The following is a 16,684-nucleotide window of genomic DNA, read 5'->3' as shown; positions in this document are numbered from 1 at the left end:
AGCATTGAATGTTTCTCCTCGTCTTTAAACCTTGTCCTGTGCTCTTCTCCATTATCCTGATTCTGTAAAATGGTCTCTAGCATATGCTTTTCGTTTTAGGTTTGTATCAGCCTCCCCTTCTTCGTGTGCCGTCACATCTGGGTGGATGATGGCACGATATTTGCCCTCTGCCGACAACTTCCCCCCGTCTAAGCCAATCAGCACTCGATGATGTACAAAATGAACCCCATTCATCACCACCTCTACTCGATCTGGTTTGAGTGCGAGCATAAAGGAATGACTTCGGTTAATTCCACGATAAGGGACGAGACGAACACGATCCTGCCAGCTGAACGATTCCTCCCCCAGATCCATCACTAGTTGATCAGCATTACCCTCAGAACATTTTTGGAGCCAGGAAGCGGGTAAATACGATTCCCACAAAGCCGCCTCCATCACCATTACTGGGGTTCGGGTCAAAGGATCATGCAGTTGGTTACCTGTATCCAACAAGCCTGTACACTCAATATGATCCTGCCCAATCCACACCTGTACTTGCCCCAAAAAGCCACTCATCCTTTCTGTACGCTGCTTTGAGGACTGCACAATACGAAAGAAGAGCATCACTCCGCCAAATGCGCATAAAATAAACCAGAATGCGATTTTCAATTCAAAAGACATTCCACCTGATGCGGTATACCAGATGCCATTAAACAATTCTCCCGTATTCTGGAGAAAATAATGCATCCCCAAAATGCCACCTGCTGCTACAAAATTGATCATGTAAAAGGCACCCATTGTACGAAGATACTTTTGCATGCTGCCAAAGCCAAAGGCCACTAGCAGCATAATGACCGATAAGACCAGCTTGATTAGAAACGTAAACAAAAATGACAGCTCCGGCACAAACATCATGACCACGTACATTGCGCCAATTCCAGCTGAAGTCATCAATCGCCACCACACGGGTCGGATCTTTCTCATCCAGGCGGTGACCATTAGCAACACAGCATCAATAAACAAATTGGCCAAGAAAATCAAATCGATATAAACAACCAAGGATTCACCCGCCCAGCATTTTGCAGGATAGGCTTAAGTATAGTAGTCATACGCTTCAAAGTCTGTCTAACGGTGGGGACGGTGTCCGACTAATTTTGTCGGAAAGAGGAGAAGCACTGGCGGTGTGGAATGCGGGAGAAAACAGAAAGAAGCCCGCATCTCCAAGGAGAATGCGGGCTTTCTAAATTCAAACTAGTTATCGTTATTATTATTGCGTGAACGGTTACGTAAGAATGTCGGAATATCCAATTGGTCACTGCTTTGAGTGTTACCGAATGGACGCAAGTTAGGAGAGGACTTTTCCGTTGCTTCGGAAGCCGCTGGGTTAGCTGCTGGTCTACGTCCCGGTGCTGGCTGGCTCGGCTTACCTTCAAAACCAGTGGCGATCACGGTAACCTTAATCTCTTCTTTCAAGTCTTCATCAATGATGGCACCGAAGATCATGTTCACTTCCGGATCGGAAGCTGATGTTACAATTTCAGCCGCCTCATTGACCTCGTATAGAGACAAATTGGTGCCGCCAGTGATGTTCATAATGACACCACGCGCACCTTCTATGGATGTCTCCAGCAACGGACTCATGATAGCCTTACGCGCTGCTTCAGCCGCACGATTTTCACCCGTTGCTTCGCCAATCCCCATCAACGCGGAGCCACGCTCCGTCATGATCGTTTTTACGTCAGCAAAGTCAAGGTTGATCAGACCCGGTACAGCGATCAAATCCGAAATACCTTGTACGGCCTGACGTAGAACATTATCCGCTTCACGGAATGCTTCCAGCATTGGAGTTTTCTTGTCCACAATTTCAAGCAAGCGATCATTCGGGATTACAATCAAGGTGTCTACTTTTTCTTTCAATCCCTCAATGCCAAGTTCAGCTTGATTGGAGCGTTTACGCCCTTCAAATGTGAATGGTCGGGTTACCACGCCTACAGTCAGCGCACCGCATTCCTTAGCAATTTCAGCAATGACAGGGGCCGCTCCGGTTCCTGTACCGCCACCCATTCCCGCAGTTACAAATACCATATCCGCGCCTTTGAGCGTATTCATAATAAGCTCACGCGACTCTTCAGCCGCTTTTTTACCCACATCAGGGTTAGCCCCGGCACCCAGACCGCGAGTGAGCTTATCGCCAATTTGAAGCTTGTGCTCAGACTTCGCCAAGTGAAGCGCCTGGGCATCTGTATTGACTGTAATGAACTCTACACCCTGAACTCCATTTTCGATCATTCGGTTAACTGCATTGCTGCCGCCGCCTCCGACGCCGATCACTTTAATTTGAGCCAAGCTCTCCATTTCAAAATCAAATTCCAACATACTATTCCATCTCCCCCTCAATGTGCATGGATGGCCCGTCCATGATTGGCATAATTAGCAATGAACGTTATATAAATTCACTGAACATATTTTTTAAGCGTTCAATCAACCCCTGCTTTTGCTCGCCTTCCGCAACGGGACTGCTGCTCTTGGTTCGGCTAGTCGGCTTCTTGGTACTACCGCCACTGTTGCTAACACTAGTCGATCTCCCGCGATAGTAACGGATAGCATTATGCAAGATACCAACTCCGCTCGTATATCCCGGATCCCTTACACCGATAAAATCAGGTACAGCGATCCTTACGGAAGCGGCCAGTTCGCTTTGTGCCACCTGAAGTACACCAGGCATGGAGACGGTGCCTCCGGTAAGTATATAACCCCCCGGAAGCTCTGTGTAACCCAAGCGCTTAACTTCCGCCTGAATGAGTTGAAAAATTTCCTGTACTCTCGGCTCAATAATAGCAGCCAAATCCTGTTGGTTGAACTCCTTATCTACATTACTGCCGATACGGGTCACTTTAAAGACGACATCGGCTGCTGCATCATCATACCAAGCGCAGCCGTATTTGAGTTTTACTTTTTCAGCTTGATCGGTAAGGGTTCTCAGTCCGTAGGCAATATCATTGGTTACAAATTCTCCGCCGATGGGGAGTGTTGATGTAGCAACAATCGTTCCTTCCTGGAAAATGGCCACATTCGTAGAACCTGCACCAATATCCACCAGCACGGAACCCATCACCTTTTCATCCTTCGAAAGAGACAACTGTCCAGCTCCAAGAGGCAACAAGACGAGATCTTTAATCCTCAGGCCGGCTTTCTCAACGCAGCGCAACAGATTATGTATTGGGGTCTTGCCTCCAGTAACAATCGTAGCCTCTACTTCGAGACGAACACCGATCATACCACGAGGGTCCTGAATTCCTTCAAGGCCATCTACGACATACTGCTTGGCTACCACGTCAATAATTTCTCTCTCCGGTGGTACGGCAATTACTTCTGCTGCCTTCAGTACACGTTCAATGTCCTCCTCGCCGATTTCACGGTCCTCGTTGGACACGGCTACTACGCCATGACTATTTTGCAGACCAATATGGTTGCCTGAAATCCCCACATACACTTCTGTTATTTGAATACCAACCATGCGTTCTGCGTGATCCACGGCGTTACGGATTGATTGCACGGTTTGATCAATGTCTACAATTGCACCTTTGCGAATCCCTTCCGAGTCGGCAGATCCAACTCCAATAATATTAAAGGTTCCATTATTCATTTCCCCAATAATAGCCCGAACTTTGGATGTACCGATGTCCAAACTAACAATGATGTCATTGTTGCTCAAGTCTGTGGCACCTCCTGACTCCAAAATGAATTTCGTTCTTTAAACACACTCTGTACATATTCAACATACTCCATGCTTTCCCTCTTTTTTCTACAAATTTTTTAGAAGCCAATTTATGGTTGCAGTCACATAAAAATTTGAAGAAAAAAGAAGGAGGCAAGTCTATTACCCATAAAATCAATTCTAGCATTTTTTCACATCACTGAGTAGTATCTTTTTCTTGGCCCTCTTCGCTCGTATCGGGTTTGAATGGAACGTAGGAATCCGCCTCCAGCATTGTGATCACACCAGGATCTTCTGTTTCTAGCACCTGGTTCAAATAGCTGATTTTAGAGTTCAACAGTGAAACAGTTGTAATAACCTCAAACTGGGAACGCGTGTACATTTTTATACGGTCTGGAAAAGAAGGAATCGGCGCCGGAATGATTTCCGAAATATCAGCTGTCCATTCTCCCGGAATGCGTGATAAAGCATCACACAGCTTCGCTTTGTAGGGATCATCTGATTTCCATTTAGTCAAAATAGGCTTTTCAACCGCTATCCCACTGCTTCCTACGCCCACGCTTGTCCCATTTGCTAGAATAGCACGCAGGCTACCGTCACTTTGCAACTCGTAAGCTACTGTAGCAAACTCCTTAATGTGAATCGTAATGATGCCCGGAAACTGCTTGTCCACTGTGACTTGCTGAATCGACTGAATTTCCCGCAGCTTCTCAGAGACGTCGGAAGCACTGACTCCGAAATATTGATCTCCGACAGCGAGACCACTTCGATTGAGAAGTTGCTCCCGGGTCGAAAATACATTACCATCAAAACGAATTTCAGAAACCTGACTCAACGAAGAACGGAAAAAGAGAACAGCGAGCAGTACAATAAACAACAAAATGAGAAGAATAGCAATCTTCCGGCTTGTTCTTTTTTTCGTTCTGTTCTTTTTAAGAACAGGTATTTGAGCATTTGGCATAGCTTCTCTCCACAAAAGCCCTTTGTCCCCCCGTTAACGGAGGGACATTACAGGCATTAATTTACGAAATCCAGCTGCTCGGGCACCGGAGACTGACGGCTCATTCGGGCACCCAATCCCTGGAAAAGACGTTCGATCCGGTCATATCCTCTGTCAATGTGATGAACCTGCTCGACAATGGTACGTCCTTGAGCGGCTAGACCGGCTATAACCAGTGCAGCCCCTGCCCGCAGATCGGTAGCCTCTACTGTAGCCCCGTACAAACGAGAAACCCCTCTTATAAAAGCAGCATTCGCATCGACTGTAATATCAGCACCCATTACATTCAGTTCATCTACATGCTTAAATCGGCTTTCAAAGACAGTCTCTTTCATGACACTGAAGCCGTCCGCCAAAGAAAGCAAAACCATGACCTGAGATTGCAAATCCGTCGGAAATGACGGATAAGGTGAGGTAACGATCCTCTCCACTGCTTTAGGACGGCTCATACAACTTACGGTCATTATATCATTCAAGATGCCGATTTGAACACCAGCCCGCCTAAGGACGTGAATCAGAGCAGACAAGTGGGAAGGATTGCAGTGTGTCAATGACACACTACCTCGTGTAGCTGCCGCTGCGATCATAACCGTTCCAGCTACTATGCGGTCAGGAATGACCTCATACGTACAAGGATTGAGTTGACTGACCCCCGTGATTGTAATTGTATCTGTTCCAGCACCAATAATATGGGCTCCCATGGCATTCAGAAAGTTTTGAAGATCCTGAATCTCTGGTTCCCTCGCTGCATTGGTAATCGTTGTTCGTCCTTCGGCCAGCGCGGCAGCCATCATAATATTTTCTGTTGCGCCTACGCTCGGAAAATCCATGTGGATGTCCGAGCCGATCAGCTTGCGGGCTCGAAACGTAATTTGCTCGTCTTTCTCCTCGATCTCTGCGCCAAGGGCTTTTAAGCCCTCCAGGTGAAGATCAATTTTGCGCTCGCCTATGGCGCAGCCTCCAGGCTGGTAAATGGAAACTTCTCCGTATCTGGCGAGCAGCGGTCCCATTAGAAAGATAGATGACCGCATTTGCTTCATCAAATCCTCAGGAATTTGGAACGTTCGGACGGACGATGTATCCACATATACCGTTTCCTCTTCATGTCGGCATGTGCAACCAAGTCTTTCTAGGATATGCAGCATGACCTTAATGTCTAAAAGATGGGGGACATTCCGAATTTCCACCTTACCTTGTGCAAGCAAGCTTGCTGCAAGAATAGGTAGTGCCGCATTTTTCGCCCCATGGATACGTATGGTGCCTGACAGGGGACGGCCTCCCTCAATCACCAATTTGTCCAATGTATCACCTCCGAGTTTACCGCTCACCCACTACGAAAACCTCCGGAACTAGCTTGATGCCGGTTTGAGATGATATTGTACTTTGAATATGCTTCATTAGGGTAAGCACGTCCTCTGCTGTCGCTTGACCGGTATTTACAATGAAATTAGCATGTTGTACAGATACCTCAGCGCCTCCCGCTTTCAAACCTTTAAGACCTGCGCTTTCAATAAGCCGGGCAGCATAGTCTCCTGGTGGATTACGGAACACGCTTCCTGCACAAGCTAACTGTAGCGGCTGGGTCAGCCTACGGCGGTCTTTAAAAGCCGCAAGCGCTGCTGAGATTTCCTCTCGGTCCCCCCGCTTCATCTGGAACACTGCCTCTGTCACCATTCCACGTTGCTCATGCAGCACGGAGTGACGATAGCTAAAATGCATATCCTCGGCATTGTACACAGCCAATTCCCCTGTATCCAGCACAATCTCAGCGGACTGGAATATTTGTGACACATCAGACCCGTGGGCACCGGCGTTCATGTAGACAGCCCCACCGACCGATCCTGGAATACCACCAGCAAACTCAAGGCCTGACAGACCCTGCTTGCTAGCCATAACACATAGTTTGACCAGTGAAACGCCTCCACCAGCAACGATCTGTTCATCCTCAAAACGAACATAATCAAATCCTGGTCCCAGCTTGATCACCAGTCCCCGAATCCCTTTGTCAGAGACGAGCATGTTGGAGCCCCGCCCCAACTGCATCCAGGGAATTCCGTGCTCGCTAGCCAGCTTCAAAATCTTTGCCAATTGCTCTTTGGTATCCGGGATCACAAGAGCATCCGCAGGGCCTCCGATCTTCCAGGTCGTATACTTGGACAGCGGTTCATGCTCCAGCACTTTTCCGATATCATGCTCCGCTAATAATGGCATCCATTGCTGCATTGTACTGAAACCTCCTTGTTGCTTGCCCCGCATCGTTATAAGGCTCTCACCTAACAACCGGCAGCCTGGGTGATGGTCACAATCTATAGGGTATCCTATGTAAATACCGTCCGGTGTGTGACAACCGCCCAAATCTGCGCTGCGGACTACCTTTTATGGGCAAGACGCTCCATTTCTTTTACTAAAATATCTGCTGAGTCAGGCTTGCCAAGCGCAGATGCCAACTCCGCCATCCGGCTCCGCCTTGCCTTATCCTTCATAATTTCCGCTATAGATTGAAACAGAGCCGGGCCACTCAATTCCTTTTCTGTGATCATGACAGAAGCCCCTGCCTTTTCAAGTGTACGAGCATTAGCCTCCTGGTGGTTATTCGTCACATTGGGTGATGGAATCAGAATGGACGGAATGCCGAGCGATGTAATCTCTGCCAAGAAGGACGCACCTGCGCGATTAACAATTAAAGAGGTACAAGCCAGTACCTCAGGCATATTGTGAATATAGGGAAGCACGTGTAGATGATTGGGCAATGAGCCGATCTGATTTCGTATGCTGTCCAGCGTTTGCTCATAGTAAGATTCGCCAGTCACATATACAAAATGGACGTCTTTCAGTTGCGAAAGTTGCGGAACCATTGCAATCATGGCATCATTAATGGCCTTCGCTCCTCTGCTGCCGCCAACCACCAGGACAACTGAGCTGTTCATCGGAACCCCTATTGTAGCAAATCCCCGATCCCGGTTAGCCAAACGAACTGTTGTAGCACGGGGGTTCCCAGTGTATAGTACATTTTTAGCTTTAGGAAAAGCTCCTTCCGAGCCTTCAAAGCTAACAGCCACTGTATCCACATAGCGACTCAGAAATGCATTGGTCAACCCAGGAATTGCATTTTGTTCATGAATAATGCTGGGTATTCCCAACTTGGAAGCTGCATAAACGACAGGGCCGCATACATATCCCCCGGTGCCAATAACGATATCTGGCTTAAATTTCTTTAATAATGCTTTGGACCTGCGAACTCCTTTGAAAAAGCGCATGATTGTTTTTATATTTTCTACAGACAAGCTGCGACGAAATCCTGTGATATCAATAGCCTCAAATGGAATTTTTTCCTGAGGAACTAATTTACTTTCGAGCCCTCGTTGACCGCCAATGTATAAAAATTCAGCGTCCGGATCTATTTCTTCGCACTGTCTGGCTACGGCCAGCGCTGGATAAATATGCCCTCCAGTACCGCCGCCGCTCAACACGACGCGCATAAACGTTCACCTCGCATAACGTGATAAATTTAATAAAATGCCCAGAGCAGTTAGCATTAAGGTCAATGAAGAACCTCCATAGCTGATTAAGGGCAGTGTTATTCCTGTCACCGGCATTAGACCGATAACAACACCAATATTAATAACGACCTGTACCGCCACCATTCCGACAATACCTACCGCAAGCAAACTGCCATAGGTGTCCGGGATGGTAATAGCGACACGCATCCCTCTCCAAACAAGGACCAAAAAAAGCCCCAGCACCGTCATTCCACCGATAAAACCAAGCTCCTCCGCCAGTATGGAAAAGATAAAGTCCGTCTGTGGCTCAGGAACGTAGCTATATTTTTGCCGACTCATGCCGAGCCCCAAGCCTGCCAATCCGCCAGGACCAATAGCATATAGCGATTGAATAATTTGATAACCCGCGCCAAGTGGATCAGACCAAGGGTCCAGAAATGCGGTAATACGCTGGAGTCGATAAGGGGCAGCTGCAATCAGTGCAGCAAACCCCGCTGCCCCCGACAAGGCCAGTAGACCAAGATGCTTCATACGCGCGCCTGCCGTAAATACGATCAGCATGGATGCTCCCATCATTACCGTGCCTGTGCCCAAATCAGGCTGGAGCATGATGAGCCCAAAGGCCAGTCCCATGAGCCCAAGCGGAGGCAACAGCCCGCGCGTAAAAGAGCTAATATCATAGTCAGGACGACTGAGCCATTGAGAGAGAAAAAGAATCATACCCAGCTTCATAAACTCGGAAGGTTGAATGCCAAAAGAGCTAATACCGAGCCAGCTTCGTGCTCCGCCTCTTACTACACCAATGCCAGGAATTAAAACGGCAACCAGTAGAGCCAGACAGATCAACAATACGACCTTGGCATATTTCTGCCAAATCCGATAGTCCGTTCGGGCAGTAAAGTACATGGCTACAAGGCCGAGCCCCGCAAACAGCAATTGTCGTTTAACAAAATAGTAGGAGTCCCCGTACTCGTGAAAAGCGAGGACGGCGCCCGCGCTGTATACCATAACCATGCCGATGGCTAACAAGCTTACAATACAGACGAAAAGCCATATATCTGGCGCCGGACGAGATTGCTTCATCAGGAGGCCACCCCTTGCATAAAAGTAGGGGCTTATCCAACCCCCCTACTTACAATTTATGCGCCGCCTCTTTAAAAATACGTCCACGCTCTTCATAGGATTGGAACATATCCCAACTTGCACAAGCGGGTGAGAGTAATACCACATCTCCCGTCTCAGCAAATTGAGCTGCCTTGTTTACAGCCTCCACGAGCGTAGCGGCGGCATCCTCCCCATTATCGACGACCTTGACATGCTCTATTCCAGCCTGACGAGCCCGATCTGCCAGCTTATGCCGTGTCTCACCCAAGAGTACAACAGCTTTCACACCTTCCTGCAAGGATGGTACAAGCTCCGCATAATCAGAGCCACGATCCAATCCTCCGGCAATGAGTACGATGGGTTGCTTAAAGGAAGATAAGGCCATCATTGTCGCTTTCGAATTGGTTGCTTTGGAATTGTTGTAATAAGCTACTCCACCGTGTTCTAAAACATATTCAAGCCGATGTTCTACACCGCGAAAAGCGCTTAATGGTTCCGCTAATTTTGCTGGTTCTGCTCCTGCGGCAATGGCGATTGCACAAGCAGCTAGAGCATTTTCTACGTTAAAACGACCCGGAAGCCCAATATCGGTCACGCCTATAATGGGATGCAGTACCCCATTTCCATCACGGTATACGATGTTTCTTTCAATATCATCCGTCACATCCGGTATGTATGGCGGGTCAGCGAACACCCCTTCCTGCAAACGTTCCGTCATTGAGAAAGGAAGCAGCTTCGCTTGAATATAGGGCACAAGCTCTCGGCAGACGGGATCATCCCAGTTCACCACCGCGGTATCCGACGCTGTTTGATTGGCAAATAGACGTGCCTTTGATGCAACGTAGTCCTCCATGCCTCCGTGGTAGTCCAAATGGGTCTCAGCTACATTGAGCAAACAGGCTACAGCGGGCTTGAAATCCTTTGTTCCTTTTAACTGAAAGCTGCTCAGCTCCACAACCATCCACTCGTCCGACTTGGCGTCCACAGCCGCCTCGCATAATGGCGTACCGATATTACCAGCCACGATCGGATTCATGCCGGATCCCTCCAACAACTTGCCCACCCAAGTGGTCGTGGTCGTCTTTCCGTTGGAGCCAGTAATTCCGATAATTGGAGCTTTGCATAGATGGTAGGCGACCTCAACCTCGGTCACGACCTCAATGCCGAGCTCGACAGCTTTCTGTACGGGAGGGGCCGTGTAAGGAATTCCTGGATTTTTGACAACCAGTTTCACTCCAGGATGAATCAGCCCTTCCGGGTGACCCCCGCATAAAACGGAAATTCCCAAAGCCTCTAATTCAGAAGCTTCGGGACATTGTTCCCTATCTTTTTTATCATTGACTGTGAGCTTGACCCCGGCCTGATGTAGCACCTTGGCAACTTGTACGCCGCTTTTGGCCAGACCGATAATGACAACTTCCTGATCTCGGTATGCGTCTGGATGATTCATTTGTCTACAACCCCTTGTTGAGATAAAGTCCAAGTCCTGCCAACAGCAGTCCTACAGCCCAGAATGTAATAACTACGCGCCATTCGGACCAGCCGGACAGCTCGAAATGATGATGAATCGGGCTCATTTTGAAAATACGCTTGCCACGGGTTTTAAAGGAAGCTACCTGCAAGACCACGGACAGCATTTCAATCACGAATACACCACCGATGATGAGGAACAAAATTTCGCTTTTCGTAACAATGGCAATGGCACCAATGGCTCCGCCGATTCCCAGCGAGCCTGTGTCACCCATAAATACCTTGGCAGGATGAGCATTATATACGAGAAAACCAAGTACAGCGCCAATCATGGCCGCTGCGCAAACTGCAGCCGGAAGCGAGGTTGCTTGAATCGCCACAATGGCATAAGCAGCAAATGCAATCGCACTTGTACCAGACAGCAGCCCGTCCAGCCCATCTGTAAAATTGACAGCGTTGCTGATCGCCAGCATCATGATAATAATGAACGGATAGTAGAACCAACCTCCCCAATCAAATGACCATGAGGTGCCCGGGATGCCGATTGCCGTGCTGTGATCATTGCTAATCAGAAGCCAGCACATAATCGCGCCAAACAATAACTGCCCGAACAGCTTTTGACGCGCAGTCAGACCGAGCGAGCGTTTGAATACGATTTTAATATAGTCGTCCAAAAAGCCGATCAGCCCAAAACCGAGCGTAGCAACCAGCAGAACGTAAAAGTCCGTATTTTTGATAGCTGAAAACTTTAGAAAGGTCAGCGTAAAAGCCAGCAAGATTACGATACCGCCCATTGTAGGCGTACCTATCTTTTTAAGATGGCTTTGTGGCCCGTCATCCCGGACCTGCTGGCCGAATTTCATTCGCCGCAGCAGCGGAATGAGCAGTGGAGCGGCAATGACCGCCAGTATAAACGATACGACGATCGTCAGCAGTAATAATTGAATATCCATGGGAGTCTCCCTCTCGTCAACATCAGTTCTGTAGCGGACCGTTTTTCAGCGCATCCACAATTTCTTCTAATCGCATCCCTCTGGATGCCTTAACCAGCACAATATCATCGGCATGGAGATAAGATCGCAAATGCTGGATCAGCTTTTGCTTATCTGTATAAGCATGTACGTTAGCAGTTGGCATTGTCCCTTGCGCACCCTGCGCAATCGAAGCGCCTAATGCACCATAGGTAAACAGTGCCTCTATGTTATGCTTTGCAGCAAAACGCCCAATTTCTTCATGAAATTGCTTTTCCTCAGCGCCCAGCTCCAGCATGTCACCAAGCACGGCAATTTTACGTCCACCCGTTTTATATGCAGACAACGTCTGAATTGCAGCCTTCATTGAAGCAGGACTGGCATTGTAAGCGTCATTTAGCACGGTAAGTCCATCCGAACACTTCACGACCTCAATGCGCATGCCCGTCAGCTTTAAAGACGACAACCCTTCACGTATATGGTCTGCATCCACATTGAAATGACGTGCTACCGCCAGCGCTGCCAATCCGTTTACAACATTGTGCTGTCCGAGCAAGGGAAGCCGGAAAGCCTCTTGGCCGGATTGGGCTGTTATGAATAAGCTACCTTCTCCATCCGAAGTGATTTCAGTCGGATAATCATCATTGTCCGCAGCTAACCCGAACGTGAATAATTTTAATCCTTCAGGCTTGACCGTTTCAGGCTCCGCCAACACTTGTGGAAGTAGTGGTTCATCCCCATTATAGATAAGCAATCCACCGGGTTTAATCCCACTTGCGATTTCCAGCTTTGCACGAGCAATTTCAGTGCGAGAACCAAGCTGAAGTAAATGCGATTCGCCAATGTTAGTTATGACAGCTACATCTGGTTGGGCAATATTAGCCAGCAGACAGATTTCCCCTCTTCCACTCATGCCCATCTCCAGAATCAGGATATCTGTATCCTGCGGCATGGACAGTACTGTTAAAGGCAACCCGATATGATTGTTATAATTTCCTTCGGTTTTGTGTACTTTAAAAGTTGTGCCAAGTAGAGCATTTACAATATCTTTCGTCGTCGTCTTGCCGTTGCTTCCCGTGATTCCGACGACAGAAACGCCAGTTTCGCGTAAGTATACAGCTGCTAGATGCTGAAGGGCTTCTAATGTATCCTCGACCTCAATAGCATTGACAGTCGGAGGTGCTCCATGATCCTTTTGCCATAAATATGCTGTTGCCCCTCTCTCGCTTACGATCTGCTGAACATAATGATGTCCATCAAATCGTTCACCCACGAGTGGAACGAACAGTCCCAGACTCTGCGGCCTGCGTGAGTCTGTAAAAACGCCCTCAACCATACGTTCGGCGTCCGCCTCTGCGTGAAGTGTTCCTCCACACATGGATGCAATCTGACCGATTGTTCTTTTCATCACTTGGATAAACCCCTTATCGCTTCTTTGGCTACGATGCGATCATCGAATTCATGCACCGTTTTTCCGATCAACTGGTAAGTCTCATGACCTTTTCCCGCAATCAATACTACATCGTCAGGGCTTGCCATTTCAACAGCTTTATGAATTGCAGTTCTGCGATCCACGATCAGTTCATAACGTTCGGCAGGTACACCTTCATCAATCAACCCTTGTTCGATATCTTTCAAAATCACTATCGGGTCTTCTGTTCGCGGATTGTCGGAAGTAATAAACGAATGATCGCTGTATCGTGCAGCAATTTTCCCCATCAACGGACGTTTTGTACGATCTCGATCTCCGCCGCAACCAAACACACACCATACTTTACCAGTCGCAAATTCCTTTACGGTGCGAAGGACATTTTCCAATCCGTCTGGCGTATGGGCATAATCAACAATTACAGCAAAGGGTTGACCCGCATCAACAGGCTCTACGCGCCCATCCACGCCTGCAATAGATTCCAGGCTCCGCTTGATATCTACCAGTGAGATACCTTCCAGCAAAGCAGCTGAAATGGCTGCTAGTGCGTTGTACACATTAAACTTGCCTACCATTCGAAGCTCAATGTCAGTTTCTCCTTTAAAAGTGGATACATGGAAGGAGGTTCCCTTGGCACTTATAGTGATACGAGACGCTTGTACATCCGAATCCTTTTCCACGCCGTAGGTAATCACTTGAGCCGCAGTTTGAGCCTGCAAATAGGAAGAGGCTGGATCGTCTGCATTCAGAACAGCATATTTACTATAGGATGTATCACGCGAGAAGGCATTTCCCAGTCTGGAAAACAAAAGTCCCTTGGCAGCGCGGTACTCCTCCATCGTGTTGTGATAGTCTAGATGGTCCTGCGTCAGGTTTGTAAATATAGCGGTACGAAAATCTGTTCCTTTGACCCGGCCCTGCTCCAAAGCATGTGAGGATACCTCCATGACACAGCATTGAACCCCTTGCTCTGCCATATTCCCGAGATAACGTTGCAGTTCTACTGCTTCAGGCGTAGTGCCGGACATAGGATAAGACTGGCCGTTGTAACGCATTTGAATGGTACCAATCAGCCCGGTGTTCACCCCGGCGTCCTGCATAATTTTTTCAATCAGGTACGTTATCGTTGTTTTCCCGTTCGTTCCGGTTATGCCGATCATGCGCATACGGCGGCTTGGTGAATCAAACATATAATCCGCCAAAACCGCCATGGCATGTCGCGCATCCTTAACAACAAGCTGCGGAACAGGCACATCCAGTTCTCTCTCTACGACCAAAGCCGCCGCTCCGGACGCAACGGCCTGCCCAGCATAGTCATGTCCATCTACTGTAAAACCGGGTAAGCACAGAAATAAGTCTCCCGGTTGGACACGACGTGAATCCGCCCCGATTCCTCGGCAATCCACTGTACCGTCACCCATCACTCGGGAGACGGCCAGCAGTGAAGCCAATTGTTGAAGCTGCATCTTACATTCCTCCATTGCTCTCTCGTTATTCATAGTATGGTATAAAAAGAAGCTATCAATCCCCCATATATATACGGATCGTTGATCCTCGTTCCAATCGAGAGCCTGGCTTCGGTGCCTGACTTATGACCGTCTTGCCTGACCCAGATTTCACGAGCATAAAGTTCATATTCATATCTTCGTATAAATCAGCTGCAGTGGCACCTACCAGATCAGGTACCGTTTCGATCGGTTTTTCCCCATACTTGTACTCTTTGGCAATTTGATTGGTACGAGGTGGTATTTTCAAGGCAATCAGTGCATCCTTTAAAATATTTTGCACGATTGGCGCAGCAACCACACCGCCGAATTGAATCCCTTTCGGGTTATCGACAGCAGTATAGACGACGATTTGCGGATCATCCGCCGGAGCAAAACCAATAAAGGATACAATATGCTCCGAGGAAGAATAACGTCCGTTAATCACCTTTTGTGCTGTACCCGTTTTACCTCCAACCCGGTAACCCTCAATAAAGGCAGGACGACCTGTACCTTTAGCTACAACACTTTCCAGCGCTTCCCTTACCTGTCGAGAGGTATCCTCTGAAACAACTCTACGCACCAGTTCCGGCTCCACTTTTTCTAGAACCTTTCCGGTTTCGGGCTGAATCCAGCCTTTTGTGATGTGAGGCTTATAAAGATTGCCACCATTGATTGCTGCCGACACAGCCGTAACCTGCTGAATCGGAGTGACAGATACCCCTTGACCAAAGGCCGTAGTAGCCAGCTCTACAGGTCCGACCTGAGCTAGCTTGAACAAAATGCCATTGCCCTCACCGATCATGTCAATTCCTGTTTTGCTGCCGAAGCCGAAATTGCGAATGTACTTGAACAGTGTTTCTTTGCCCAGACGTTGTCCCAACGTTACAAAACCGGGATTGCATGAATTTTCTACCACTTGAAGAAAGGTCTGGCTGCCATGCCCACCTTTTTTCCAACAACGCAGGCGTGCTCCACCGACTTCAATATATCCCGGATCAAAGAAACGGTCATTTTTAAGATTAACCTTCTTTTCTTCCAAGGCAGCGGCCAGTGTAATAATTTTAAAAGTAGAACCAGGTTCATATGTCATCCAAATTGGCAGATTTCGATTATAAATTTCAGGCGCATATTGCTTGTAAAGCGCTGGCTCATAGCTTGGTCGTCCAGCCATGCCTAATATTTCACCCGTCTTGGGGTTCATCGCAATAGACAGCGCGGACTTCGCCTGAAATTTGACCATGGCTTGGTCAAGCTCCCGTTCCATAATGGATTGCACCGATTTATCAATGGTTAATTGTAAATTCAGTCCATCCTTCGGTTCAATATACTTTTCAGAAGAACCAGGCATCAGGCGGCCACCTGCGTCTGATAAATACGCGATGCTTCCATCGATTCCTCGAAGCTTGCTGTTTTGCTGCTTCTCTACACCTGTCAGCCCTTGATTATCAATTCCGGTAAATCCAAGAATATGAGCCGCTAGATCACCATAAGGATAATAACGTTTGTTGTCTTCAGCAACAACGATACCCGGCAGCTTCAAATCACGAATTTTCTGGGCTTTCTCCATCGTAATTTTTCGTCCGCCGGGCTGAAGTTTTTGGCTTGCTGTTCGTTTGGTAATCAGCTTGAGCACTTTATCCTCACTCATATCTAGCAAGGGCGCCAGCCTGCGTGCCGTTTCTTCCGGCTCCTTAATCTGTACTGGTATCGCCATGACAGTCGGCGAACTGACATTATAGGTCAGCGCAGTACCCTGCCGATCCAAAATTTCGCCACGCTTGGCGGCAAAAGGAATATTGCGGCGCCACGAATCCTCAGCCTTGGCTGAGAGCTCGCCTCCTTTACCCAATTGAACATAGGCGAGCCGGATCGACAAGGCCACAAACAATACAAACAATCCCAGTAGCCCCCATACCAGCCTACGCCGCATGGTCACGTTAGATTTTTTCAAACGCGCCCCCTCCGTTCCTCAAATACTCATGACATGTCTTACCTCATGAATATTCAAAAGAACGGACATTAGAAC

General features: G+C 48.1%; 13 protein-coding genes. All 13 read right to left on the bottom strand.

Features of this window, described 5'->3' with window-relative positions:
* Positions 1-51 precede the first annotated feature (51 nt).
* The 13 genes from spoIIGA to ACXHJ2_RS06840 all read right to left on the bottom strand — a co-directional run bounded on the left by spoIIGA (position 52) and on the right by ACXHJ2_RS06840 (position 16,609).
* Entirely contained in the window at positions 52-1,038 is a 987-nt protein-coding gene (gene spoIIGA / locus ACXHJ2_RS06900) for a sigma-E processing peptidase SpoIIGA (RefSeq protein ID WP_165079599.1), read from the bottom strand.
* Between the two features lie 192 nt (positions 1,039-1,230).
* The gene (gene ftsZ, locus ACXHJ2_RS06895; RefSeq protein WP_013372084.1) at positions 1,231-2,355 is read right to left on the bottom strand and encodes a cell division protein FtsZ; all 1,125 of its coding nucleotides are present in this window, start codon (positions 2,353-2,355) and stop codon (positions 1,231-1,233) included.
* A 67-nt stretch (positions 2,356-2,422) separates the two neighbouring features.
* Positions 2,423-3,694, bottom strand: coding sequence for a cell division protein FtsA (gene ftsA, locus ACXHJ2_RS06890; RefSeq protein WP_040103330.1), 1,272 nt, complete (start codon positions 3,692-3,694; stop codon positions 2,423-2,425).
* Between the two features lie 199 nt (positions 3,695-3,893).
* Positions 3,894-4,658 (bottom strand): cell division protein FtsQ/DivIB, encoded by a 765-nt coding sequence (locus ACXHJ2_RS06885; RefSeq protein ID WP_165079598.1) that lies wholly within the window; start codon positions 4,656-4,658, stop codon positions 3,894-3,896.
* Positions 4,659-4,714: 56 nt separating this feature from the next.
* A complete protein-coding gene (gene murA, locus ACXHJ2_RS06880) occupies positions 4,715-6,025 on the bottom strand; it encodes a UDP-N-acetylglucosamine 1-carboxyvinyltransferase (RefSeq protein WP_013372087.1) in 1,311 nt (436 codons plus the stop codon).
* The gene (gene murB / locus ACXHJ2_RS06875; RefSeq protein WP_013372088.1) at positions 6,015-6,920 is read right to left on the bottom strand and encodes a UDP-N-acetylmuramate dehydrogenase; all 906 of its coding nucleotides are present in this window, start codon (positions 6,918-6,920) and stop codon (positions 6,015-6,017) included. Before murB ends, murA begins: the two co-directional genes overlap by 11 nt.
* A 146-nt stretch (positions 6,921-7,066) precedes the next feature.
* Entirely contained in the window at positions 7,067-8,176 is a 1,110-nt protein-coding gene (gene murG / locus ACXHJ2_RS06870; RefSeq protein ID WP_165079597.1) for an undecaprenyldiphospho-muramoylpentapeptide beta-N-acetylglucosaminyltransferase, read from the bottom strand.
* Between the two features lie 6 nt (positions 8,177-8,182).
* Positions 8,183-9,280, bottom strand: a complete 1,098-nt coding sequence (gene spoVE / locus ACXHJ2_RS06865; RefSeq protein WP_013372090.1) for a stage V sporulation protein E — start codon at positions 9,278-9,280, stop codon at positions 8,183-8,185.
* A 49-nt stretch (positions 9,281-9,329) separates the two neighbouring features.
* Positions 9,330-10,751, bottom strand: a complete 1,422-nt coding sequence (murD, locus tag ACXHJ2_RS06860) for a UDP-N-acetylmuramoyl-L-alanine--D-glutamate ligase (RefSeq protein WP_165079596.1) — start codon at positions 10,749-10,751, stop codon at positions 9,330-9,332.
* A 4-nt stretch (positions 10,752-10,755) separates the two neighbouring features.
* Entirely contained in the window at positions 10,756-11,724 is a 969-nt protein-coding gene (gene mraY / locus ACXHJ2_RS06855) for a phospho-N-acetylmuramoyl-pentapeptide-transferase (protein ID WP_013372092.1), read from the bottom strand.
* A gap of 22 nt (positions 11,725-11,746) precedes the next feature.
* On the bottom strand, positions 11,747-13,150 hold the full coding sequence (locus ACXHJ2_RS06850) for a UDP-N-acetylmuramoyl-tripeptide--D-alanyl-D-alanine ligase (RefSeq protein ID WP_165079696.1): 1,404 nt from the start codon (positions 13,148-13,150) through the stop codon (positions 11,747-11,749).
* Positions 13,150-14,637, bottom strand: a complete 1,488-nt coding sequence (locus ACXHJ2_RS06845; RefSeq protein WP_165079595.1) for a UDP-N-acetylmuramoyl-L-alanyl-D-glutamate--2,6-diaminopimelate ligase — start codon at positions 14,635-14,637, stop codon at positions 13,150-13,152. Before ACXHJ2_RS06845 ends, ACXHJ2_RS06850 begins: the two co-directional genes overlap by 1 nt.
* 55 nt (positions 14,638-14,692) lie before the next feature.
* Positions 14,693-16,609 (bottom strand): stage V sporulation protein D, encoded by a 1,917-nt coding sequence (locus ACXHJ2_RS06840; RefSeq protein ID WP_165079594.1) that lies wholly within the window; start codon positions 16,607-16,609, stop codon positions 14,693-14,695.
* Between the last annotated feature and the right edge of the window lie 75 nt (positions 16,610-16,684).

The organism is Paenibacillus sp. ALE3 (assembly GCF_054113405.1).
The sequence above is the reverse complement of the archived record's forward strand: the minus strand, read 5'-3'. Positions and strand labels throughout refer to the sequence as shown.